The organism is Streptomyces sp. NPDC045431 (genome assembly GCF_040646655.1).
GTDB lineage: Bacteria > Actinomycetota > Actinomycetes > Streptomycetales > Streptomycetaceae > Streptomyces.
Window position 1 is genome coordinate 498,427 of record NZ_JBEZAQ010000003.1, and the last position, 23,061, is coordinate 521,487.

The 23,061-nt window shown below is 74.7% G+C and carries 16 protein-coding genes; 9 read left to right on the forward strand and 7 right to left on the reverse strand.

The window, feature by feature from the left end; all coding sequences use genetic code 11:
• The first annotated feature begins 70 nt into the window (after positions 1-70).
• The gene (locus AB0A69_RS10860; protein WP_361418217.1) at positions 71-1,402 is read left to right on the forward strand and encodes a histidine kinase; all 1,332 of its coding nucleotides are present in this window, start codon (positions 71-73) and stop codon (positions 1,400-1,402) included.
• Positions 1,403-1,438: 36 nt separating this feature from the next.
• Here AB0A69_RS10860 and AB0A69_RS10865 read toward each other — a convergent pair whose 3' ends face one another.
• Both AB0A69_RS10865 and AB0A69_RS10870 read right to left on the reverse strand, forming a co-directional pair.
• Complete coding sequence (locus tag AB0A69_RS10865; RefSeq protein WP_361418220.1) at positions 1,439-1,927, reverse strand: SUKH-3 domain-containing protein; 489 nt, start codon at positions 1,925-1,927, stop codon at positions 1,439-1,441.
• Between the two features lie 10 nt (positions 1,928-1,937).
• Positions 1,938-2,546, reverse strand: coding sequence for a YwqJ-related putative deaminase (locus AB0A69_RS10870; RefSeq protein WP_361418223.1), 609 nt, complete (start codon positions 2,544-2,546; stop codon positions 1,938-1,940).
• Positions 2,547-2,774: 228 nt separating this feature from the next.
• Between AB0A69_RS10870 and AB0A69_RS10875 the strand changes: the two genes are divergently transcribed.
• The 4 genes from AB0A69_RS10875 (at position 2,775) to AB0A69_RS10890 (ending at position 7,308) form a co-directional block, all read left to right on the forward strand.
• Positions 2,775-3,761 carry an SMI1/KNR4 family protein gene (locus tag AB0A69_RS10875; protein WP_361418226.1) on the forward strand — a complete coding sequence of 329 codons (987 nt, stop codon included), beginning with the start codon at positions 2,775-2,777 and terminating at the stop codon, positions 3,759-3,761.
• A gap of 7 nt (positions 3,762-3,768) precedes the next feature.
• Complete coding sequence (locus AB0A69_RS10880) at positions 3,769-6,306, forward strand: SUKH-4 family immunity protein (protein ID WP_361418229.1); 2,538 nt, start codon at positions 3,769-3,771, stop codon at positions 6,304-6,306.
• A 135-nt stretch (positions 6,307-6,441) separates the two neighbouring features.
• Positions 6,442-6,765 (forward strand): hypothetical protein, encoded by a 324-nt coding sequence (locus AB0A69_RS10885; RefSeq protein ID WP_361418232.1) that lies wholly within the window; start codon positions 6,442-6,444, stop codon positions 6,763-6,765.
• 144 nt (positions 6,766-6,909) lie between these two features.
• On the forward strand, positions 6,910-7,308 hold the full coding sequence (locus tag AB0A69_RS10890) for a hypothetical protein (protein ID WP_361418234.1): 399 nt from the start codon (positions 6,910-6,912) through the stop codon (positions 7,306-7,308).
• Positions 7,309-7,660: 352 nt separating this feature from the next.
• Here AB0A69_RS10890 and AB0A69_RS10895 read toward each other — a convergent pair whose 3' ends face one another.
• The 3 genes from AB0A69_RS10895 to AB0A69_RS10905 form a co-directional block, all read right to left on the reverse strand.
• Positions 7,661-8,305: a hypothetical protein gene (locus tag AB0A69_RS10895; RefSeq protein ID WP_361418237.1), complete on the reverse strand. Its 645-nt coding sequence runs from the start codon at positions 8,303-8,305 to the stop codon at positions 7,661-7,663.
• 32 nt (positions 8,306-8,337) lie between these two features.
• Positions 8,338-9,816, reverse strand: a complete 1,479-nt coding sequence (locus AB0A69_RS10900; RefSeq protein ID WP_361418462.1) for an MFS transporter — start codon at positions 9,814-9,816, stop codon at positions 8,338-8,340.
• A 105-nt stretch (positions 9,817-9,921) separates the two neighbouring features.
• A complete protein-coding gene (locus AB0A69_RS10905; protein ID WP_361418240.1) occupies positions 9,922-10,665 on the reverse strand; it encodes a DUF2079 domain-containing protein in 744 nt (247 codons plus the stop codon).
• 243 nt (positions 10,666-10,908) lie between these two features.
• On the opposite strand from AB0A69_RS10905, the gene mfd reads away from it, so the two are divergent.
• Complete coding sequence (gene mfd / locus AB0A69_RS10910) at positions 10,909-14,463, forward strand: transcription-repair coupling factor (RefSeq protein ID WP_361418243.1); 3,555 nt, start codon at positions 10,909-10,911, stop codon at positions 14,461-14,463.
• 103 nt (positions 14,464-14,566) lie between these two features.
• Here the strand turns inward: mfd and AB0A69_RS10915 are convergent, their stop codons facing one another.
• A complete protein-coding gene (locus tag AB0A69_RS10915; RefSeq protein ID WP_361418246.1) occupies positions 14,567-15,040 on the reverse strand; it encodes a carboxymuconolactone decarboxylase family protein in 474 nt (157 codons plus the stop codon).
• Between the two features lie 248 nt (positions 15,041-15,288).
• Between AB0A69_RS10915 and AB0A69_RS10920 the strand changes: the two genes are divergently transcribed.
• Positions 15,289-16,053, forward strand: a complete 765-nt coding sequence (locus AB0A69_RS10920; protein ID WP_361418249.1) for an HNH endonuclease family protein — start codon at positions 15,289-15,291, stop codon at positions 16,051-16,053.
• Between the two features lie 71 nt (positions 16,054-16,124).
• Positions 16,125-19,562 (forward strand): hypothetical protein, encoded by a 3,438-nt coding sequence (locus AB0A69_RS10925; protein ID WP_361418252.1) that lies wholly within the window; start codon positions 16,125-16,127, stop codon positions 19,560-19,562.
• A gap of 394 nt (positions 19,563-19,956) precedes the next feature.
• Here AB0A69_RS10925 and AB0A69_RS10930 read toward each other — a convergent pair whose 3' ends face one another.
• Positions 19,957-20,694, reverse strand: a complete 738-nt coding sequence (locus AB0A69_RS10930; RefSeq protein ID WP_361418255.1) for a hypothetical protein — start codon at positions 20,692-20,694, stop codon at positions 19,957-19,959.
• Positions 20,695-21,012: 318 nt separating this feature from the next.
• Here AB0A69_RS10930 and AB0A69_RS10935 point away from each other — a divergent pair, with 318 nt between their 5' ends.
• Entirely contained in the window at positions 21,013-23,025 is a 2,013-nt protein-coding gene (locus AB0A69_RS10935) for an N-6 DNA methylase (RefSeq protein WP_361418465.1), read from the forward strand.
• The last annotated feature ends 36 nt before the right edge of the window (positions 23,026-23,061 follow it).

The window sequence follows — 23,061 nt, forward strand, 5'->3', positions numbered from 1 at the left end:
GCGGATCGTCCCGTTCTGTGCTGCTGGACTCGCCGGAAAACGGGTGGTCGCCGCCCGTAGGCTGGAAGACATGACCACAACGGGGGCACACCAGGACGCTGCGGGCACGACCGCCCGTGGCTGGTGGTGGTGGGGGAGACGGCGCAGTGCCGTGCTGGATGTGGCGCTGGCGTCGGTGTCGGCGTTGGAGTGTGCCGGCGAGGGGGTCGGTTTCGCGGAGAACGCGGGGCTGCCGGTGCCGGTGGGGGTGCTGTTCGGGCTGGTGGCCGGGGCGGCGCTGCTGGTGCGGCGGCGGTGGCCGATCGCCGTGGTGCTGGTGTCGATCGCGATCACGCCCGCCGAGATGGGCTATCTGATGGGGATCGTCGGGCTGTACACGCTCGCGGCTTCGGAGGTTCCTCGGCGGATCACGGCGGCGCTGGCGGGGATGTCGCTGGCGGCGGTGTTCATCGTGACGTACGTACGCGTGCGGCAGGACGTCGCGGCGGCGGACTTCGAGACGTCGTCGTGGTACGTGCCGCTGGTGTCGGTGATGTTGTCGCTGGGGCTGAACGCCCCGCCCGTGTTGTTCGGGTTGTACATAGGGGCGCGGCGGCGGCTCATGGAGAGTCTGCGGGAGCGGGCCGACAGTCTGGAGCAGGAGTTGTCGCTGCTGGCGGACCGGGCGGAGCAGCGGGCGCAGATGGCGCGGGTGGAGGAGCGGACGCGGATCGCGCGGGAGATGCACGACGTGGTGGCGCACCGGGTGAGTTTGATGGTGGTGCATGCGGCGGCGTTGCAGGCGGTGGCGTTGAAGGATCCGCAGAAGGCGGTGAAGAACGCGGCGCTGGTGGGTGACATGGGGCGGCAGGCGTTGTCGGAGTTGCGGGAGATGCTGGGCGTGCTGCGGGCGGAGGACCGGGAGCCGGTGGCGCCTCGGGCCGTGGAGACCGTGGAGTCCGCGTCGGTGCCGCTGGAGGCCGTGGGGCGGGCGGCCGCCGCTGCCGCAGAGGCGGCGGCTGAGGACGGGCCGTGTCTGGACGCCTTGGACGAGCTGGTGGAGCAGTCGCGACAGGCGGGCATGGTGGTGGAGCTGCGGGTGATGGGGGAGGCGCGGTCGTATGCGCCGGATGTGGAGCAGACGGCGTACCGGGTGGTGCAGGAGGCGTTGACGAACGTCCACAAGCATGCGGCGGGCGCGAAGGTGGTGGTGCGGCTGGCGCATCGGGGTGATGAGGTGGCGATGCAGGTGGAGAACGGTCCGTCGGATGGTGCGGCGGCGGATGCGGGTCTGCCGAGTGGGGGGAACGGTCTGGTGGGGATGCGGGAGCGGGTGACCGCGCTGGGTGGGGTGTTTGTGTCGGGTGCGACGGATGAGGGTGGTTTCAAGGTGTCGGCGGTGTTGCCGGTGAGGGCCGCCTAGGCCGATGCGCCGATCCGCCGATCCGCGGCGTAGCTCTCAGGGCGATGTGAGGCGCGTAGGCAGGGTGCCGGTGATGAGGGTGCCGAGGGCGTGGTCGATGTCGGGGCCGAGGTACCAGTCGCCGGCGTGGTCGAGGCTGTAGACGCGGCCTTGGGTGTCGATGGCGAGGATGGCCTGGTGGTCGGCTTCTTCGCCGAGGGGGGCGATCTCGGTTTCGAGGGCGCGGCCGAGGTCGGCGAGGCTGCGGGCGAGGTGGAGTCCGGCGAGGGGGTCGAAGTGGATGGGGGTGGGGGCGATCTGGCGGCCGGGGCCGGGGCCTGCGATGTGGAGGCCGCCGAATTCGGCCCAGGCTTCGACGGCGGCGGGGAAGACGCTGTGCCGGTGGCCGGCGGGGGAGACGTGTGCCCGGAGGGCGTCGGCCCAGTGTTCCGCCTGCTTGATGTCCCAGCGGCCGGGTTGCCAGCCGGCTTCGCGGAGGGCGGCGTCGACGGCGACGGGGAAGCGGGTGGTGTTGAGGTCGGGCATGGGGGTGGGGTCAGCCGTTCCGGTCGGTGGTCGTCGGGTCGACGGGGCGTACGCCGAAGTGGGCGAGGAGTGCGGCGCAGGAGCGGCAGGGTGCGGTGTAGCTGCCGTGGAGGGGGTCGCCGTCTTCGCGGATGCGGCGTGCGGTGAGTTTGGCGTGTTTGAGGGCGCGGCGGGCTTCGCTGTGGGTGAGGGGTTTGCGTTGGGCGCGTTTGGAGCGGTTGGTCTCGGTGGCGGTGAGGTGGCGTGAGAGGAGGATGGCTTCGGGGCAGCGGCCGGTGAAGCGTTCGCGTTGGCCGCTGGTGAGGGTGTCGAGGAAGTCCTGGACGAGGGGGTGCAGGGCGGGTGGGCGGTTGCCGCGTCCGGCGGTGCAGGTGAGGGTTTCGCCGCGTACGGAGAGGGCGGCGCCGACGGTGGGGAGTATGCCGTCGCGGCGGTGGCGCAGGGTGGGGGTGCGGTCGGGGGTGCTGCTGCTCCAGGTGAGGCGGGGGTCGCCGGTGGCGGGCGTCCCGGCAGCCCCGGCAGCCCCGGCGGTCCTGGGAGTCCCGGGAGTCCCGGCGGTCCCGGGAGTCCCGCCGGTCGTGCCGACCGCGGGTGTGGTCGCTGGTTGCGCTGTGTACATGGTGCTTGTCGTCCCCTCTGCAATCCCCCGAGTTGCGATCAACAGCCTGCCAAATGGGTGAGGTGATGGGGAAGCGGGGGCGCTGAAACGTGTGATCGGTGTGTCGTGGGGTCGTCAGTGGGTCACCTGGGGGTGACGTCGGGTCACTGAAACGGAGGACGGGTTCCCCCTGTTGCCCCACCGCATAGGCTGTGCGGACCAAGCCAGCAGCAGCAGGGGGCAACCGCCATGACGACAGGTCGGCTCGGGCAGCAGCATGCCGCGCCACCGAACGCGGCCTACGCCGGGCAGGTCGTGCATTTCCCGGACCCGGTGCGTGCCGCTCGGCACCCCAGGGGTGTGCGGGTGGACGAGCACGGGCGTCCGGTCTTCTCGCCGTACGCGCGTGCGGCCGCGGAGATCGCCGATCCGCCGGAGGGTTTCGGTGTCGACGAGCTGCGGCTGACGGACTACGTGTCGGCGAACGCGGCGCTCGCGGCGTCGGGGCACGAGCTGTGGGACACGATTCCGGCGGTGGCGACGCCGCACGGCTGGACGTGGCACCACGTGGCGGGCACGCGCCGTATGGAGCTGGTGCCGGTGGAGGTGAAGGCGCTGCTGCGGCACCACGGTGGGCTGGCGACGGCCGCGGTGGACCACGGCAAGCGCGGTACGCGGCCGCTGCAGGAGACCCGTCCGGCGCATTTCGGGTTGCCGAAGGGTGCGCTGTCGGTGTCCGAGTCGCAGGTGCAGGGCGTGGAGGAGGACCTCGGTTACCGGTTGCCGGGTGCGTACCGCTCGTTTTTGAAGGCGGCGGGTGGCTGTGCGCCGGTGGGTGCGGCGCTCGACGCGGAGCTGGGGCTGCTGGTGGACCAGCCGTTCTTCACGGTGCGTGAGGAGGCGGCGGTCAATGACCTGGTGTACGTGAACAAGTGCCTGCGGGACCACCTGACGAAGGATTACCTGGGTGTCGGTTTCGTCCAGGGCGGGATCCTCGCGGTCAAGGTGAGGGGCGCGGGTGCGGGGTCGGTGTGGTTCTGCGCGTATGACGACGCGCGGGATCAGGACGGCTTGACGGTGCAGGAGCGCGTGGAGCGGTTGCTGTTGCCGTGTGGGGCGGATTTCGACGAGTTCTTGCAGCGGTTGGCGGGCAATCCGCCGGAGCTGGAGACGGTGGCGAACCTGATGGTGGACGGCGGCTTCGCGCGGGCCGTCCCGGTTTCGGACGAGGGGTGACGGTCCGGTGGTGACCTTCGCGCAGGCGCAGGAGCGCGCGGAAGAGTGGGTCAACGGCGACGTGCCCGCGTACCAGCACCGTGAGGTGCGGGTGCGGGAGTTCGAGCTGGGGTTCGTGGTGTGGGCGGAGGACCGTGAGGAGGGGCCGACGTCGGACGGCGGCCGCCAGCGGTTGGTGATCGCCCGGGACAGCGGCGAGGCCACGCTGTGGCCGGGGTTGCCGGTGGGTGAGGTGATCCGCCGGTATGAGGAGGAGTACGGGGCTCCGCCGGCCGACGCGGCCCCGGTGGCGGCGCCCGCGCCGGAGCGCATCGACTTGAATCAGACGTCGTTCCTGTTGACGCCGCCGGAGTGGCTGCAGGACGCGGCGGACAGGCGGGGCATTCCGCGGGCGGAGCCTTCGGAGCCTGCGCCTGCGCCTGCGCCAGCGCCCGCGGACGCTGCGGGCGCTTCGGTGAGTGCGCCTGCCGAGGACGTGTGGGCTCCTCCGGCGGGCGGAGGTACGCGCGGGGGTGTCGACTACGAGCCGACCGCCTCCGACGGCGTACCGGCCGCGCCCGCCACGCCGTCGTGGAACGACACCAGTGGGGGGAACGGCAGCGGGGACGACGGGTCCGTGCCGTTGCCCGCGACCGTGTTCGCGCCGCCGTTGACCGGGGCGGACGACGACGAGACGCCGCCGCCGGCGGTCGGCGCCGACGCGCCGACGGCGCTGCTGCCGGGCGGCAGCCAGCTGCCGCGTACCGCCATCGCGCCCGCGGTGGACCCGCAGTCCCTGCCCGGTGCCGCGCCGGGTGCGCCGGGGCTGTCGGCGGGTGAGATCGCGGACGCCGCGACCAGCAAGGCCGTCCTGCCGCCGCGTGCCGCGCGGGCCTCGCGGGGTGCCGGTGCGACGCCTCCGCCGCCGCCCGGTGCGCCCGGTGCGCCGGGGGTCAGGCCGCCCGCGTCGGGCCCGGGTGCTCCGGGTGCGCCGGCCGGGGGCTACGTACCGACGCAGCTCGTGGCGCAGTTGGGTCCCGAGGGTCCGAAGCCGCCTGCGCCGCCCGCGCCTCCGGCTCCGCCCGCTCCGCCTGGGTCGACGCCGCCGCCGGGGGGTGGGGTGCACCACGCCGCGACGATGCTGGCGCACCCGGGTCCCGGGGGGCCTGGAGGGCCTGGGGGTCCTGGGGGTCCGCCGCCGCCTCCGGCGCCGCCGGGGCCGGTCGGTGGCGAAGCGCACCATGCGGCGACGATGCTGGCCCATCCGGGGCCGGGCGGGATCGGTTCTGCAGCCGGTACCGGTGGTACCGGTGGTGCGGGTGGTCCGCAGCCGCCGGCTCCGCCCGGGCCTCCCGGGGCTCCCGGGGTGCCGCGGCCGCCGGGTGCCACGCCGCCGCCGGGCGGTGGGGTGCACCATGCGGCGACGATGCTGGCGCAGCCGGGGCCCGGCGGGCCGCAGCCTCCGGCGCCGCCCGCGCCCGCCGCGCCGGCGTTCCCGCAGCCGCAGCCGCCGATGGGTCAGCCGACGGGCCAGCCGATGGGTCAGCCCATGGGGCAGCCCATGGGGCCGCCCCCGGGGCAGCCGACCGGGCAGCCGACCGTCGGTCCGGGCTACCAGGCCGTGTTGCGCTACCGCGCGCCCGACGGCTCCGAGCAGCAGCTCATCCGTCGTTCGGCGCCCGGTACGCCGCACCCCGAGTGGCAGATGTTCCATGAGCTGCGTGCCATGAACATCCCGCCGGACCAGGTGCTGGAGCTGCACACCGAGCTGGAGTCGTGCGATCTGCCCGGCGGCTACTGCGCCCGGATGATCCGGGAGACCTGGCCGCAGGCGCGGATCACGTCGATCGCCTCGTACGGGCGTGACCACGCGAGCCGTCAGCAGGGCATGGCGCAGCTCATCGCGCACCACGGTGAGCTGCACCAGGTCGCGGACGGTCCGGCGCGCCCGGCGCCGCTGCGTGCCCCGCTGCCGCCGGTGCAGCCCGCGCCGCCGATCCCGCCGGAGGGCATCGCGCAGGAGCTGGCGGGGGCGTTCGGGCCGCAGGGCATCTGCCGGTTCGACCAGCGGGCGGTGTCGCGGCAGGGGGTGCCGGAGCTGGTGGCGCGCACGCTCGTGTGGGCGGGGCTGCCGGCGGACTTCGGGCCGTTCTTCTGGGCGCAGCCCGCGCAGCCGGTCGTGCCGACGCTCGCCGAGCTGGCGGCGCAGCGGCAGGTGCAGCCGGCGGGTGACGCGGGTTCGTACCTGGTGCTGGGCTCGGACTTCGGGCGGGCGCTGTGTGTGCAGTACGGGACCGCGCACATCGTCGCCGTACCGGTGGAGGCGGGTCCGGGCGGTCAGCCGGTGGCGCCGCAGTTCGTGAACAGCGGGTTGCCGGAGTTCACGCGGTGCCTGGCGTTGCTGGGGCGGATGTGGCGGCTGCGGTTCGGGCTGACGCCGGAGCAGGCGGGGCGGTGGACCGTCGACTTCCAGGCGCAGCTGGCGATGCTGGACCCGGCGGCGCTGGCGTCGCCGGAGAGCTGGTGGTCGGTGCTGCTGGAGCAGATGTGGGACGGCTTGCTGTGAGGTGAGCCGGAGGGGATGGGGGTGACCGGCTTGCACCCGGCAGGCCGGTCATTACGTCCCTTTTTGTGATGATTGACGCATTCTGGGCCTATGAGTCCTGACACTGCATCAACATCACCGCACGGGTTCGGGGTCGTGGCCAAGGGGCGGGGCTACCGCCCGAAGGACGTCGACCACTACATCGGCCAGCTCTCGGCGGACCGCGACGGCGCGTGGGAGCGCGCGGCGCGGCTGACCGTACTGGCCAAGGAGATGGACAAGGAGGCCGCCCGGCTGCGGGAGGTCGTCGCCGGGCTGAAGCCGCAGCGGTACGAGTCGCTCGGGCCGCAGGCCCAGCAGCTGCTGGTGCTCGCGGAGGAGGAGGCCGGGGCGGTACGGGCCGGGGCGGCGGCCGAGGCGCAGGCCATGGCCGACGCGGCGGACGAGGCGGGGCGGCAGGCCCGGGACGCGGCGCGCTAGGCGGCGGACGCGCTGCGCGCGGCGGCGGAGGAGGAGGCCGCGCAGATCCTGCTCACGGCCCGGGAGAAGGCGCAGGAGGTACGGGCCGAGGCCCGGGCGGAGGCCGAGCGTACGCGCGGCGAGGCGCAGGCGGAGCTCCGGCAGGTGCGGGAGCGCACGGAGGCGCTGATGGCGGCGCAGCAGAAGGTGCACGCGGAGCAGCGGGAGTCGGTGGAGCAGGAGCTGGCCGAGCGGCGCGCGGAGGAGAAGGAACGGCTGGCGGAGCTCATCGCGGAGGCGGAGGGCCACTTGGCGGAGGCCGAGAAGGTGTACGCCGAGGCGGAGGAGATGGCGCGTCAGCGCGAGCGGGAGGCGGAGGCGCGGGCGGCGGAGCTGCTGGCCGAGGCGCGCGTGGAGGAGCAGCGCGTGGAGCAGGAGACCGAGCGGCTGCTGCTGGAGCACGCGGAGACACGCGAGGGGCTGCGGGAGCACATGGCCCACGTGAGGGAAAGCCTCGCGTCCCTGACGGGCCGCCCGGCGGATCCGGACCCGGACGCGGCGTGAGCCGTACGCGACGGACGGGCCTCGGGTCCGGGTGCGTACGGGACCCGGGGCTCGCAGCCCTCTTGACGGTGTGGGTGCGGAACGCACGGGCTCCTGGGCCGGGACCGTACGCGCCTGCGGCTCATGGCCCTCGTGGCGGCGTGGGGCGTGGGAGGCACGGGACCCGGGGCTCCCGGCGGGGCGGGCTCCCCGCGGCGGGGCCTGCGGCCCCGGCGCCGCCGCCGTGGTGGGCACGGGTCCAACCGCCCCTGCCCACAGGGCCCCGCGCCCGCACCGCCCTCCGGGCGTGTGCCGTGCGGCGGCCCCGGTCCGCCGGGGCGGGGCGGCGGGGGCTGACGCCCGCCGCCCCGTCCTACCCCGCCGTCGTCCTGGGTGACAGCGCGCGCCGGGTCGTCACGTAGCGGTGGACGGCCCAGGCGGCGCCGATCGCCGCGGCCGTCCAGACGAGGGCCTCGGCCACCACGATCTGCGGGGTGAGGACGGGGCCCGGCCGGGGCGGGAGCAGGAGCATCTGGGCGGCCGCCCCGACCGGTACGGTCAGTCCGGCGAGCAGGCCGGTCGCCCCGGGGCGCCGGATCGACGCGCCCACGGCACCGAGCGCGGGCCCGAGCAGCACGCTCGCCGTCCACCACAGGGCCAGGTCGCCCGCGTACCAGGTGAGCGGCTCACCGCGGACCACGGAGTCCGTGAGGTAGTACGTCGCCGTCGCCGCGAGCAGCGCCAGCGCGCCGGTCACCGCCCCGCGGGCCGGGCTCGCGGCCGCGAAGCCCATCAGCACCGCGAGGGCGGCCCAGGCCCAGCCGACGTCCATCAGCAGGCTGAGCACCTTGGCCGCATCGCCCCAGACGGTGCCCGCCAGAGGGGTGCCGAGCCCGACGTACGGGGAGGAGAGCGCGTTGACGACAGAGGTGGCCGCCCCGAAAACCGCCCCACCCGCAGCCCCGCCCGCAGCCCCACCCGCGAGACCCGCCCCGATCGTCTTCATCCCGAACGTCATGCCGGAGAAGATGCGGTCCGCCCGCGGCGCGTTCACTCGTCGGCCGACAGAACCGGGAAGCGGCGCGGCGCGAGGATCAGCAGGACGAGGAGGGCGAGGAGCGCGGCGCCCGCGGCGGCGGTGAAGACGTGGTCGACGGCCGCGTCCACCGCCCGGGGCGTGAGCGTCGCCGGGTCGTTGAGGTCGCCGGAGGGCAGGCGGGCGGTGAGTACGGCGTTGGCGAGGGCGCCGAAGAGGGCGGCGCCGAGGCTCTGGCCGACCTGGCGGCAGAAGAGCACGGACGCGGTCGTGGTGCCGCGTTCGGACCAGGGGACCGTGGACTGGACGCCCACGATCAGCGGCAGCTGGAAGAGGCCGAGCGCCCCGCCGAGCAGCAGCATGATCAGGGCGGGCTGCCACGGCTCGCCGGGGTAGGGGAGCAGGGGGAAGGCCAGCAGGACCAGCATGGCCAGCGTGATGCCGGTGACCGCGGTGAGGCGGAAGCCGATGCGGGTGTAGAGGCGGTTGGAGAAGGCCGCGGTGATGGGCCAGGACAGGGTCATCGCGGAGAGGACGAACCCGGCGGCGATGGGGCCGAGACCCAGGACGGTCTGGGCGTACGTGGGGACGAAGACGGTCGGGGCCACCATCAGCAGGCCCAGTGCGCCGAGGGCGAGGTTCACGGCCGCGATGGTGCGGCGGCGCCAGACCCAGCCGGGGATGATCGGGTCGGCCGCCCGGCGTTCGATGACGACGGCCAGGGCGGCGAGCAGCGCGGCGCCCGCGAAGAGGGCCAGGGACGGGGCGGAGAGCCACGGCCAGGCGACACCGCCCTGGACGAGGGCGGTGAGCAGGAGCGTCCCGGTGGCGAAGACGGCGAGGGCGCCGGGCCAGTCGACGCGTACCGGCGTCGTACGCGGACGGGCGGGCTCCACCAGGTGGCGGGCGACCAGCCAGAGGGCGAGGGCGCCGACCGGGAGGTTGACGAGGAAGATCCAGCGCCAGTCGGCGTACCCGGCGAGCAGGCCGCCCACCGCGGGGCCGGCGACGGCCGAGGTCGCCCAGACGGTGGAGAGCCGCGCCTGGATCCTGGGGCGCTCCTTGAGCGGGTAGAGGTCGGCCGCGATGGTCTGCACGGTGCCTTGGAGCGCTCCGCCGCCGAGCCCCTGGACGATGCGGAAGGCGATCAGGGAGGCCATGTTCCAGGCGGCGGCGCAGAGGAGGGAGCCGAGGAGGAAGAGGATGATGCCGGCGATGAGGACGGGCTTGCGGCCGAAGGTGTCGGAGAGCTTGCCGTAGACGGGGAGGGTGACGGTCGCGGCGAGGAGGTAGCCGGAGAAGAGCCAGGAGAAGACGGAGAGGCCGCCGAGGTCGCCGACGATCTGCGGTACGGCGGTGGCGATGACGGTGCCGTCGAGCGCGGCCAGCGCCATGCCGAGCATGAGCGCGGCGACGACCGGGCCGCGTCGGCCGCGGGTGCCGGGCCGGGCGGGGGTGGTGGGACCCGTGTCCGGGGACGCGGCGTCGGGTATCGCGTCGGTCACCGAGTCGGGTCCTTTCCCTATGCATGTATATCCGTCGGCCCAGCTTCTCACCCCGCCCCGCGGATGGAGAAGCCCCGGCGAGCCGTCCGGTGGTCAGGCGCGGCGTTCGAGGAGTACGAAGCCGGCCGCCGTGTCCGCGGCGTGGTAGCGGGCGTCGGGGTGGAGCCGCTCGGCGTAGGCGAGCGGGTCGCGGACCCAGCCGGAGGCGTTGTCGATGGCGATCCACTCCGGGGCGGGGTTGCGCGGGTCACCGATCCACAGGACCCGGCAGCGGCCCGCGAGGCGGCTGATGGGGCCGACGTTCGCCTCCACGGTGGCGCCGTCCGGGATCCGGGACAGGAGTTGTTCGGCGGCGACGGCCCGGGGTGGTTCGCGGTAGGTCCGCGCCTCGGTGAGCGACGCCAGGGGCAGCGTGGTGGTCAGGGCGAGCGCGGCCGCGGCGGTGCAGGCGGGCAGCCGGTCCGCGTACGTACGCAGCCAGGGGCGTGGGCTGCGGCGGGCGATGTCGGCGGCGTCGGTGAGGGCGAGGAAGAGCACCGGCATCAGGACGGCGCTGTAGTGCCACGCGGTGGACCAGTAGTGGGGGTCGCCCGAGAGGAAGCGCCAGCCGAGGGTGGGGGCGGCGGCCAGGAGGAGCGGGGAGCGCAGGGCGAGCAGGCCGCTGGTGGGCAGCAGGACCCAGGCGAGGGTGCGCAGTTTCGTCTCGGCGCCGGTGAGGGGTCCGGGTCCGTCGCCGAGCTTGGTCCAGTAGTCGTAGCCGCCGGTCATCAGGTAGAGCTGGCCGACGAGCCGCGTGACGGAGCGAGCGTAGAGGTCGTGGAACTCCTCTTCGGTCAATGCGGCTCCCAGCGGCGCGGGTGGAATCGGGCGGAACGGGTTTCGTGACGTATACGCAGGGGGACACGGTTCCGGTTGACATCGGGGTGGCACGTGTCCGGGACGGGCCGGGGGTTGTTTCGAACGCGGGTGTGCCGACGACGTCGTAGGCTGGGAACCCCCGGCCCGTGAGACGTGTCGGGCGGTTCGCGTTGCCCCTCGCCCCACACGTCGGGGCCCCATTACCTCGGGATGGAAGCCTCCATGAGCCTGCACGGTCTGCTCGACGCCGTCGTCAAGGACCCCGCCCTCGCCGAAGCGGTGAAGGCGGCGGCCGACGGTGACCGGAGCCATGTCGACCTGGTCGGCCCGCCCGCCGCACGCCCGTTCGCGCTGGCCGCGCTGGCCCGGGACGCGGGGCGGCCGGTGCTCGCCGTGACGGCGACCGGGCGGGAGGCGGAGGACCTGGCGGCGGCGCTGCGGAGCCTGCTGGCCCCGGACACGGTCGTGGAGTACCCGGCGTGGGAGACGCTGCCGCACGAGCGGCTCTCGCCGCGTTCCGACACCGTGGGCCGCCGGCTGGCGGTGCTGCGGCGCCTGGCGCACCCGTCGGCGGACGACCCGGCGGCCGGCCCCGTCTCGGTGGTGGTCGCGCCCGTGCGGTCGGTGCTGCAGCCGCAGGTGAAGGGGCTCGGCGACCTGGAGCCGGTGTCGCTGCGCACCGGGCAGCAGGCGGACCTGAACGAGGTGGTCGAGGGGCTCGCGGCGGCGGCGTACGCGCGCGTGGAGCTGGTGGAGAAGCGCGGCGAGTTCGCGGTGCGCGGCGGGATCCTGGACGTCTTCCCGCCGACCGAGGAGCACCCGCTGCGGGTCGAGTTCTGGGGCGACGACGTCGAGGAGATCCGCTACTTCAAGGTGGCCGACCAGCGGTCCCTGGAGGTCGCCGAGCACGGGCTGTGGGCGCCGCCGTGCCGGGAGCTGCTGCTGACGGAGTCGGTGAAGGCGCGTGCGGCGGCGCTGGCCGAGGAGCACCCGGAGCTCGGCGAGCTGCTCGGCAAGATCGCCGAGGGGATCGCCGTGGAGGGCATGGAGTCCCTGGCGCCGGTCCTCGTGGACGACATGGAGCTGCTGCTCGACGTGTTGCCGAAGGGCTCGATGGCGGTGGTGTGCGACCCGGAGCGGGTGCGCACGCGGGCGGCGGACCTGGTGGCGACGTCGCAGGAGTTCCTGCAGGCGTCGTGGGCGGCCACGGCCGGGGGCGGCGAGGCGCCGATCGACCTCGGTGCGGCGTCGCTGTGGGGGATCGCGGACGTCCGGGACCGGGCGCGCGAGCTGGGGATGATGTGGTGGTCGGTGTCGCCGTTCGCCGCCGACGACGAGCTGACGGAGACATTTGCCGCTGACGCGGCGGGGGACACGTTCAAACTGGGCATGCACGCCCCGGAGTCGTACCGCGGTGACACCGCCCGCGCGCTCGCCGACACCAAGGGCTGGCTGGCGGACGGCTGGCGCACGGTCTTCGTGACGGAGGCGCACGGCCCGGCGGCCCGGACGGTGGAGGTGCTGGGCGGCGAGGGCATCGCGGCCCGCCTCGAGGGGGACCTCACCGACATCTCGCCGTCCGTCGTGCACGTGGCGTGCGGCTCGATCGAGTACGGCTTCGTCGACCCGGGCCTGAAGATCGCCGTCCTGACCGAGACGGACCTGTCGGGGCAGAAGGCCGCCGGCAAGGACGGCCAGCGGATGCCGACGCGGCGCCGCAAGACGATCGACCCGCTCACGCTGGAGACCGGCGACTACATCGTCCACGAGCAGCACGGTGTCGGCCGCTACATCGAGATGGTGCAGCGCACGGTGCAGGGCGCGACCCGCGAGTACCTGCTGGTCGAGTACGCCCCCGCCAAGCGCGGCCAGCCCGGCGACCGGCTGTACATCCCCACCGACCAGCTGGAGCAGGTCACCAAGTACGTGGGCGGTGAGGCACCGACCCTGCACCGGTTGGGCGGTGCGGACTGGACGAAGACGAAGGCCCGGGCGAAGAAGGCGGTCAAGGAGATCGCCGCCGACCTGATCAAGCTGTACTCGGCCCGGATGGCCGCGCCCGGCCACGCCTTCGGCCCGGACACGCCCTGGCAGCGGGAGCTGGAGGACGCGTTCCCGTACGCGGAGACGCCGGACCAGCTGTCCACCATCGCCGAGGTGAAGGAGGACATGGAGAAGACGGTCCCGATGGACCGCCTGGTCTGCGGCGACGTCGGCTACGGCAAGACGGAGATCGCGGTGCGCGCCGCGTTCAAGGCGGTGCAGGACGGCAAGCAGGTCGCCGTGCTCGTCCCCACGACGCTGCTGGTGCAGCAGCACTTCGGGACGTTCTCCGAGCGGTACTCGCAGTTCCCGGTCGTCGTGCGGGCGCTGTCCCGGTTCCAGAGCGACGCGGAGGCGAAGGCGACGCTGGAGGGGCTGAAGGACGGTTCGGTCGACGTCGTCATCGGCACGCACCGCCTCTTCTCGTCCGAGACGAAGTTCAAGGACCTGGGGCTGGTCATCGTCGACGAGGAGCAGCGCTTCGGCGTCGAGCACAAGGAGCAGCTGAAGAAGCTGCGCGCCAACGTCGACGTGCTGACGATGTCCGCGACCCCCATCCCCCGGACGCTGGAGATGGCGGTGACCGGCATCCGCGAGATGTCGACGATCACCACCCCGCCGGAGGAGCGGCACCCGGTCCTGACGTTCGTCGGCCCGTACGAGGAGAAGCAGATCGGCGCGGCGATCCGCCGCGAGCTGCTGCGCGAGGGCCAGGTCTTCTACATCCACAACCGCGTCGAGTCGATCGACAGGGCGGCGGCCCGGCTGCGGGACATCGTGCCCGAGGCGCGCATCGCCATCGCCCACGGCCAGATGTCGGAGGCCGCCCTCGAACAGGTCGTGGTCGACTTCTGGGAGAAGAAGTTCGACGTCCTGGTCTCCACGACCATCGTCGAGTCGGGCATCGACATCTCCAACGCCAACACCCTGATCGTCGAGCGCGGCGACAACTTCGGCCTGTCGCAGCTGCACCAGTTGCGCGGCCGCGTCGGCCGTGGCCGGGAGCGCGGGTACGCGTACTTCCTCTACCCGCCGGAGAAGCCGCTCACGGAGACGGCCCACGAGCGGCTGGCGACGATCGCCCAGCACACGGAGATGGGCGCGGGCATGTACGTCGCCATGAAGGACCTGGAGATCCGCGGCGCGGGCAACCTCCTCGGCGGCGAGCAGTCCGGCCACATCGCGGGCGTCGGTTTCGACCTGTACGTCCGCATGGTGGGCGAGGCGGTGGCGGACTACCGCGCGTCGCTGGAGGGCGGCGTGGAGGAGGAGCCGCCGCTGGAGGTCAAGATCGAGCTGCCGGTCGACGCGCACGTCCCGCACGACTACGCGCCGGGCGAGCGCCTGCGCCTCCAGGCGTACCGGGCGATCGCCTCGGCGAACTCGGAGGAGGACGTCAAGGCGGTCCGCGAGGAGCTCACCGACCGCTACGGCAAGCTCCCGGAGCCCGTCGAGAACCTGCTGCTGGTGGCGGGCCTGCGCATGTTGGCCCGCGCCTGCGGCGTCGGCGAGATCGTCCTGCAGGGCCCCAACATCCGCTTCGGGCCGGTGGAGTTGCGCGAGTCGCAGGAGCTGCGCCTCAAGCGCCTGTACCCGCGCACGGTGATCAAGCCGCAGACGCACCAGATCCTGGTCCCCCGCCCGACCACCGGCAAGATCGGCGGCAAGCCGGTGGTGGGCCGCGAACTGCTGGCGTGGACGGGGGAGTTCCTGACGACGATCCTGGGCTCGTAGGGCCCGTGGGGCTTGTGGGCCCGCGCGGCCGGGTGGGCGTGGCGCCGGGTGGGCCGTGCCCTCGTGGCGGCCTGGCGGTCTGGCGGCGTGGCGGCGTGGTGGGTCAGCCGAACTGGCCCACCACGTAGTCGCCGGCCGGCTGCCGGGCGATCACGTTCAGGCGGTTGTAGGCGTTGATGAGGGCGATCAGGGACACCAGCGCGGCGAGCTGCTCCTCGTCGTAGTGCTGGGCGGCGTTCGCCCACGCCTCGTCCGTGACGCCACCGGCCGCGTCCGCGATGCGCGTGCCCTGCTCGACGAGCTCCAGTGCGGCGCGCTCGGCGTCGGTGAAGACGGTGGCCTCCCGCCAGGCCGCGACCATGTTCAGGCGCAGGGCGGTCTCCCCGGCGTGGGCGGCCTCCTTGGTGTGCATGTCGAGGCAGAAGCCGCAGCCGTTGATCTGGCTGGCCCGGATCTTCACCAGCTCCTGCGTCGCGGCCGGCAGGGCCGAGTCCGTGATGACCTTGCCCGCCGCGCCGAGGTACTTCATGAGCTGGGGCGCGAGGGGGCTGCTGAAGAGGTTGAGGCGGGCGTCCATGGTGTTCTCCTTGCCGTGGTGACGGTTACACGGCAAGGACGGAGCGGCCCGGCCCGGATGTGACATGCCGACGGGCCGGACGCGTGTGACGTGTGTCACGAGGGTCGGCGTCACGTGGGGATGGACGCGCGCCGGTGAGGAGGGCCGCCGCCGGGGGTGTCCCGCTCCCCTGGGGCTGACGGGCCCTCGGGACCGGAAAGGTGGAGCACCGCGGGGTCCGGCTCCCGCCCAGCCCCTACGATTCGGGCATGCGTACGCCCCGAAGGGTTCTGCCCGCCGTGTTGCTGGCCGGTGCCGCGACGTTCGCCGCCGGGTGCGGTCCCGGTGCGGACGGCGGTGCGGACGACGGTGCGTCAGGGCCGCCGGGCTCTTCGTCGAGCGCCGTCCGGCCGCTCGACAACCCCGACGGTACGAAGCCGGGCCTCGCGCCCCTCACCTCCGAGGGCGAGCGCGCCGAGGCCCGGCGGCTCCTGGAGCGCGTGGCGGTGAAGGGGCGCGGGCCGAAGACCGGGTACGACCGCGACGAGTTCGGCTACGCCTGGATGGACACGGCCGACGGCGTACCGCTGGCCCGCAACGGCTGCGACACCCGCAACGACCTGCTGCGGCGCGACGGGCGGCGACTGCGGTTCCGCGACGGGTCCGACTGCGTGGTCATGGCGATGACGCTGGCGGACCCGTACACCGGCCGGACCATCGAGTGGCGCAAGCAGGACGCGGCCGAGGTGCAGATAGACCACGTGGTGCCGCTGTCGTACAGCTGGCAGATGGGCGCCTCCCGCTGGCCGGAGAGCAAGCGCGAACAGCTCGCGAACGACCCGCTGAACCTCCTCCCGGTCGAAGGGCGCGCCAACTCGGCGAAGGGCGACTCCGGTCCGGCGTCCTGGCTGCCACCGGACAAGGGGATCCGGTGTGCCTACGCCGTGCGCTTCTCGCAGGTGGCCGTCAAGTACGCGCTCCCGGTGACCGCGGCGGACAAGGAGGCGATGCTGCGGCAGTGCGGCGAGGGCTGAACCCCCGTACAGCAGCCAGTGGTCCGATAATCAGTGCGGCGCGGTGGCCGTTTCAGGACACAATCACCCCCATGTCTCGTACCGCCGCACGCCTGCTCGCCGACCTCGAACCCCTCCCGCACGCGCGGAGGCTGCGGCACCTCGCCCGCGCGGCCCGCGATCTGGCGCGGGACGGGGCACTCCCCGAGGTCCTGGCGGAGTGGGACGGCCTCGGCGGCGACGAGGGCCCCTACGCGCGGCGGCTCGCGGCGATGGCCGCGCTCGCCGGGCGGCAGGCCGGTTTCCTCGCGGAGCGGCTGACCGACCCCGACGAGGTGGTGCGCGGGTACGCGCTGCGCGCCGCCCGTACCCTCCCGCTGCCGGACGCCGTGATCGAGGCCGCGTACGGGGACGCCTCCGAGGCCACCCGGCGCGCCCTCACCCGCGTCGTACAGCGGGGGCGGCGCACGGCGCTCGCCGAGCGCCTGGTGGAGCGGCTGCGCGAGGAGTGGGGGGACGCGGAGGCCGCGCGGCTGCTGTCCGTGTGCTCGGCGCCGTTCGTGGCGCGGACGCTGCCCGCGCTCGCGTACGCCGTCGAGTCGTGGACGCAGCTCGGCCGCCGTCACCCCGACGCCGTCCTCGACCACGCCGCACGCGAACTCGCCGCGCAGCCGCTCCATCTGCGCGCGGCCTGGTGGCAGGCGCACGCGCGCGGGGTCGCGGCCGCCGCGCCCGCCCGGCCGCTGCGGGTGCTCGCACTGCTGGAGGCGTACGGGCCCGGCGTCCTGCCGGCGCCGCTGTGGGACAAGCTGGGCGTACTGGCCGATGCCGACGCCGAGCGCGTCGTACGGTGGCTGATCTCGCCGGAACGCCCGGCGCAGCGCTACGAGCCGCTGCTGTCGCACTCGGTGCTGCGGCGGATCGCGCGCGCCGACCCGCCCTCCCTGCCCGCGCTCGCCCGCCACTGGGTGCGCCGCACGGAGCAGTTCGCCGCGCTGCTCAAGGCGGTGGCGCCGGGGCGCCGCGATGACCTCCTCGACACGGCGATGGAGGGGACGGACGGCAGGGCCACGATCGCGGACGCGGTGCTCGCCGTGCTGCCGCGCGAACGGCGGTGGGCGGAGGCCCGCCACTGGGTGCGCAAGGGCCGCGCGGAGGGGTGGTACTGGACCGAGATCCTGGAGACGCTCGCCCACTGCCCGGTCGCCGAGGCCCGCCCCGAACTGCTGGAGGCGCTGCGGCGGCCCGACGCGACCGAACGGGCGCTGGTCTGGCCGCTGCTGGCCGCCAACGTGGACGCGTCCGGCGACGCCGCCGACGTACGCGACCTGCTGGACCTGATGAGCACACGGCTCCGCAACGAACAGGAGCCGGTGCGTGCGGCGGCGCTCGAAGCGCTCGCCGGCGTACGGGCCGAGCTGTTCACGGCTCCGTGCGTGGGCGCCCTCGACCAGGTCGTGCGCGACGCGCTGGAGGCGCGCGACGGCTCCCCGCGCACCCGGGGCGCGCTGCGCCGCCTCGCCCTCGCGGTGCTGCGCGCCCACGTGCCGGACGGCGACGCGGCCCTGCGCGACTGGGCCCTGTCCGCGCTGGAGCGGATCGCCGGGCACGTGGGCGTCCGAGACCTCGGCGCCCTCCACCGCGGCCTGCCGCGCGGCCAGGAACAGCGGCTCTTCGAAGCCCTGCGGCCCTGGCTGGAAGCGGCCGCGCACAAGGGCGACCACCGCCCGCTCCTCGCGCTGGTCCAGGCGCTCGGGCCGCGCGCCCACCGGATGGAGCCCCTCCAGCGGATGCTGGAGGACGTCCTGGAGTCCGGCGACGACAGCGCCTTCGAGACCGCGGCGCGGCTGTGGCTCGAACCCTCCGCGACCCGCGACGAGCGGGCCGGGCGGATCCTCGCCCTCGAACCGTCGGCGGCCGTCCTGCCGTCCCTGCACCACGTGCTGGCGGCCCGCCGCACCGACCTCCTCGACACCGTGATCGGCGGGACCCCGCCGTACGGGCGGTTCCTCAAGCCCGGCACCCGCCGCCCCCTGCCCCTCTTCGGGTACGCCCACCGGTGGCTGCCCCGCCAGCAGGCGGCGGCGGCCCGGCTGGCCGCCGAGGCCGTCGCGGACGCGACCCTGCCGCTCCACGAGCGGGCCGCGGTGCTCCGGGCGTCGGCCGCGTTGCCGGTGCACGGGCGGGCGCTCGCGCTGCGGTACGCGCGGGGAGCGGAGGGGGACGGGCCGGCCGAGGTGGTGCTCGTCGAGGCCGCTCTCGGCGCGCTGGTGTGGACCGAGCAGCCACAGCTCGCCCTGCCGCTGCTGCTGGCGCACGCCGGAGGCGACCGCGCCCGGGTCGCCGTGTACGCCGCGGGGCGCGCCGCCCGCTATGCCGCGCCCTCCGAACTGGACGGCCGACTGCGGGCGTTGCTGACCGCGAGCGACGGCGTGAAGGTGACCAGCCGCAAGGAGGCCGTCCGGCTCGCGGCCCGCCACCTGCCGCCGCACCGCGCCGCCGCGCTGCTGGCGGCCGCGTACCGCGCGCCCGGCGCCCACCCGGACGTCCAGGCGGCCGTGGTCGCCGCGAGCACTGAACTCCTCGGGCGCGAGGAGGCGTGGGCGGTCCTCACGGAGGCCGCGCGCGCCGGCGCCGACCAGGTGCTGCGGGCGCTGGTGGGCGCGGAGTACGGGGCCGTGCCGGCCCCCCACCGGGCCCGGTACGCGCGGCTGGTGGGGGAGGTGTGCCGGTCCGCCGACCGCGATGTCGCGGTGGCCGCGCTGGAGAGACTGCCGCGCTGGGCCGCGGACGCACCCGAGGTGGCGGACGTCCTGGTCGGCACGGTCACCGCGCTGGAGGAGCGCTTCGGAGCGGACAACTGGCAGCGCCCGTGGCGCAGCGCCGCGCAGGCCGTCGCGACGCTCGCCGTCTCCGGTCTGCCGCACCCGCTGGGCGGCGCGGCGCCCGGGAGCCTGCTCCACGACACGGTGGCCCGGCTGCTCAGGGCCGTCGCGGCCGGGGAGTACGAGGCGCTGGAGGACCGTGACCTGCCGGCCCGGCAGCGGCTGCTGTCCCTGGTGGGCAACCTGCCCGCGGATCAGGGCCAGGCGGCCGGCGCCCGCCTTGTGGTGGAGGCGGTCGCCGCGCAGCTGGCCGCCGAGCCGTCCCTCGCGGCCGCCCGGGCCCAGCTCCTCGTGAGCCTCGTGGACCTCGACGCGGAGCCGTCGGAGCTGACGGCCCGGCTGCGCGCCGTCGCCGACGCCGTCGACGGCAGGCCGGTGCTCGCCGCCCGGATCGCCGGCCGGCTGGGCTCGCGGGTCGCGGTCATGCACCGGGCGCAGGACCCGGCGCCGCTGCTGGCCGCCGCCGAGGGGTGCGCGGCGGCGGGCGACCCGGGGGCCGGACTGCTGGCCGTCGACCTGGTGCACACCCTCGGCGTCCGCCTCGGCTGGCCCGCGTCCTGGCGGGCCGCCCTGCGCGCGCTGCGCCGCCACCCGGTGGCGGACGTACGGGACGCGGCGCTGACGGTCACGGTGGAGCAGGAGTGAGGCCGGCGGGGGCGAGGCGCCCCTGGGTGGAGGTGCCCGGGGGTGTCCCGGGGGTGCCCGGAGGTGCCCAGGCGTGCCCGGGGGTGAGGCGGTCCCGGAGGTGAGGGTGCCCGGAGGTGAGGCGCCCGGGCGTGCCCAGGGGTGAGGTGCCCCGGAGGTGAGTCGCCCGGGGGGTGAGGCCGGCGGAGAGGTTTCCGGGAGGGGGCGCCTGGGGGCGAGGTCCCCCGGAGGTGCATCACCCGGGGGGTGAGGCCGGCGGAGAGGTTTCCGAGGGGGCGCCTGGGTGCGAGGTGCCCCGGACGAGGCACCTGGGGCCGAGGCTTCGGGGCGGGAGACCCCTGGAGGGAGGCTCCTGGGGCCGGTGCCGGGAGTGGTGCTCCCCGCAGGGGGGGCGTCAGCCCGTCTTGACCCAGTCCTTGCAGCCGGTCGTCTTGAAGTACGCGTCGCTCGCGGTGATCTTCACGATGGCCGTGCCGGAGACGTTGTCGTTCGCGAGGATCGCGTCCGAGCTGTGGGAGGCGTCCTTCGCGCGCTCCCAGTAGCACATGTCGTCCTCGTTGCCCGTGGACTTGTACGTGCCGGGGGCGAGGTCCGCGCCCACCTTGTACATGCCGCCGTCGCCCTTCGCCTCCGCCTTGGGCGTCCCGGCGGCCTTCTCGTCGACGGCTTCCCAGTCCTTGCAGCCGGAGGACTTGAAGATCTTGTCGCTCGCCTTCAGGAGCACGTAGCTCGTGCCCGTGACGTTGTCGTTGGCGAGGATGGAGTCGGTCTCGCCGGTGGAGTCCTTGGCCCGCTCCCAGTAGCAGAGACCGTCGTCGTTGCCGCTCGTGCGGTACAGGCCGGGCTGGACGTCCTTGCCGACCTCGTGGTCGCCGTCGCCCGCGATCGAGGGCGCCTTCTTCGCCTCCTCGGGCTTGGCCTGCTGCTCCTGCTTGCCCTTGGTGTCGCCCGACGCCGCCTTGGGGGACGAGTCGTCACCGCCCGAGCCGACCGCGGAGGCGATCGCGACGACCACGACGACCGCGCCCAGGCCGGTGAGGACCTTGTGGCGGGCGAACCAGCCGCGCTTCTTCTCCGGCCGGCCGTGCTGCGGCTGCTGGGGCTGCTGCGGGGCGTACATGGACTGAGACATGGCTGTGGCACCTTCCCGGGCGCTGGAGTTGCTCCGTTGTTCGATGGGTCAATCAGAGCAGAGCCTGTGAACCGAGTCAACACGGTTCATGAAAATCGGATCGACTCACACTGTGAACCGTTGGATCGGTATGCTCGTTTCTTCAGCGCGGTGAGAGCGCGGACGAGGGGAGACGGACACGTGCCGCAGGAACGCACAGCAGGCACAGCAGGCACAGGGGGCGCGCCGGCAGCGGCGAGCGCGACGGCCGCGACGGCCGCGGCGGGTGCGGCGGCCGCGCCGGCCGCAGCAGTCGCGCCGGAAGTCACCGCCGCCGGTATCGCCCGGCTCGCGGGGGTGGGCCGCGCCGCCGTCAGCAACTGGCGCAGGCGCCACGCCGACTTCCCCAAGCCCGTCGGCGGCACCGAGACCAGCCCCTCCTTCGCCCTCGCCGACGTCGAGCGATGGCTGCGCGACCAGGGCAAGCTCGCCGAGGTACCGCTGCGCGAGCGTGTCTGGCAGCAGGTCACCGCCCACCCCGCCGGGCCCCTCACCGCCCTCGTCCACGCGGGCTGCGCCCTGCTCCTCGTACACGAGCGGCCCACCGGCTGGCTGGAGCGGTCCGCCCTCCCCGACGACCGCCTCGCCGACGCCCTGCCGACCGCCCTGGAAGAGGTGCTCACCGCCCGCTTCGGCACCCCCCGCTCCGTACGCACCCCCACGGCGGCCGACCTCGCCCCCTCCCTGCCGCTGCTGCGCGGCGCCGCCGAACTCGCCGCCCAGCTCGGCGGGGCGCGCCAGGCGTTCGAGTTCCTGCTCGGACGGCACCTGGACGCCAACCCCCGCCAGTACACGCTCACCCCGCCCGGCCTCGCCGAGCTGATGGCCGCCCTCGCCGGCCCGTCCCCGCGGACCGTGCTCGACCCGGCCTGCGGCACCGGCGGGCTCCTGCGCGCCGTCGACCGCGCCGTCGACCGGGCCGGCACCCTCCACGCCCAGGACGCCGACCCCGACCTCGCCGCGCTCACCGCGCTGCGCCTCGCCCTGCACACGTCGGCCGAGATCCGCACGGCCGCCGCCGACACCCTGCGCCGCGACGCCTTCCCCGGCCTCGCCGCCGACGCCGTCGTCTGCCACCCGCCGTTCAACGAACGCGACTGGGGCCACGACGAGCTCGCCTACGACCCCCGCTGGGAGTACGGCTTCCCGGCCCGTACGGAGTCCGAACTGGCCTGGGTCCAGCACGCCCTCGCCCGTCTCCGCGACGGCGGCACCGCCGTCCTCCTGATGCCCCCGGCCGTGGCCTCCCGCCGCTCCGGCCGCCGCATCCGCGCCGACCTGCTGCGCCGCGGTGCCCTGCGCGCCGTGATCGCCCTGCCCGCCGGGGCCGCGCCCCCGTACGGCATCCCGCTGCACCTGTGGGTGCTGTGCCGGCCCGGCGCGGACCAGCGACCGGCCCCGGAGCTGCTGTTCGTCGACACGACCGGGGTCGTCCCGGACGGCGGTCGCGACAAACTGCCCTGGCCCGCGCTCCAGTCGGCGGTGCTCGACGCCTGGCGCGGCCGCGGGGACCACCCCGGCGTCCCGGGCGTGAGCCGCTCCGTACCGGTCATCGAACTCCTCGACGACGACGTCGACCTCGCCCCCGCCCGCCACCTGCCCGTCCCCGCCCCCGGCGGCTCGGCGGCCGGCCTGGAAGCCGTACGCGACCGGCTCGGGGCCACCCTGCGCCGCACCATGGAGCTCACGCCGCCGCCCGCCGCGCCCGCCGGGGGTGCCGCCGCCCGGCCCCTCACCACGGTCGGCGAACTCGCCCGCGCCGGAGCCCTCCAGCTGCGCGCCGGCGGCGCCGGCACGGCCCCCTCCGGCCACCCCGTCGCGGTCCTCACCGAGCACGACGTGCTCGCCGGCACGGCCCCCTCCGGCACCCTCCCCGACGGCCCCCCGGAAGAACCGGTGCTCACCGAGGAGGGTGACGTCGTCGTCCCCGTCCTGGGCGGCGGCTCCGTCGCGCGCGTCGTCGACGCCGCCACGGCCGGCGTCGCACTCGGCCGCAACCTCCAGCTGCTGCGGCCCGACCGCACCGCCCTGGACCCCTGGTTCCTCGCCGGCTTCCTGCGCGGCACCGCCAACAACCGCCGCGCCAGCAGCTATGCGTCCACCGCCACCCGGCTCGACGTACGGCGCCTCAGGCTGCCCCGGTTGCCCCTGGCCGAGCAGCACCGCTACGGCGAACGCTTCCGCGCCCTCGCGGAGTTCGAGGACGCGCTGCGCCTCGCGGGACGGCTCGGCGAGCAGCTGGTGCAGGGCCTGTACGACGGTCTGGCGGACGGCACGGTGCTTCCCGAGTGAGCTGAGCGAGCCGAGTGATCAGCTGGTCGGCCGTTT

Coding starts and splice junctions, on each gene's coding strand:
- AB0A69_RS10860 (WP_361418217.1), top strand. CDS start 71: ATGACCACAACGGGGGCACACCAGGACGCTGCGGGCACGACCGCCCGT.
- AB0A69_RS10865 (WP_361418220.1), bottom strand. CDS start 1,927: ATGCCCGACCTCAACACCACCCGCTTCCCCGTCGCCGTCGACGCCGCC.
- AB0A69_RS10870 (WP_361418223.1), bottom strand. CDS start 2,546: ATGTACACAGCGCAACCAGCGACCACACCCGCGGTCGGCACGACCGGC.
- AB0A69_RS10875 (WP_361418226.1), top strand. CDS start 2,775: ATGACGACAGGTCGGCTCGGGCAGCAGCATGCCGCGCCACCGAACGCG.
- AB0A69_RS10895 (WP_361418237.1), bottom strand. CDS start 8,305: ATGACGTTCGGGATGAAGACGATCGGGGCGGGTCTCGCGGGTGGGGCT.
- mfd (WP_361418243.1), top strand. CDS start 10,909: ATGAGCCTGCACGGTCTGCTCGACGCCGTCGTCAAGGACCCCGCCCTC.
- AB0A69_RS10915 (WP_361418246.1), bottom strand. CDS start 15,040: ATGGACGCCCGCCTCAACCTCTTCAGCAGCCCCCTCGCGCCCCAGCTC.
- AB0A69_RS10920 (WP_361418249.1), top strand. CDS start 15,289: ATGCGTACGCCCCGAAGGGTTCTGCCCGCCGTGTTGCTGGCCGGTGCC.
- AB0A69_RS10925 (WP_361418252.1), top strand. CDS start 16,125: ATGTCTCGTACCGCCGCACGCCTGCTCGCCGACCTCGAACCCCTCCCG.
- AB0A69_RS10930 (WP_361418255.1), bottom strand. CDS start 20,694: ATGTCTCAGTCCATGTACGCCCCGCAGCAGCCCCAGCAGCCGCAGCAC.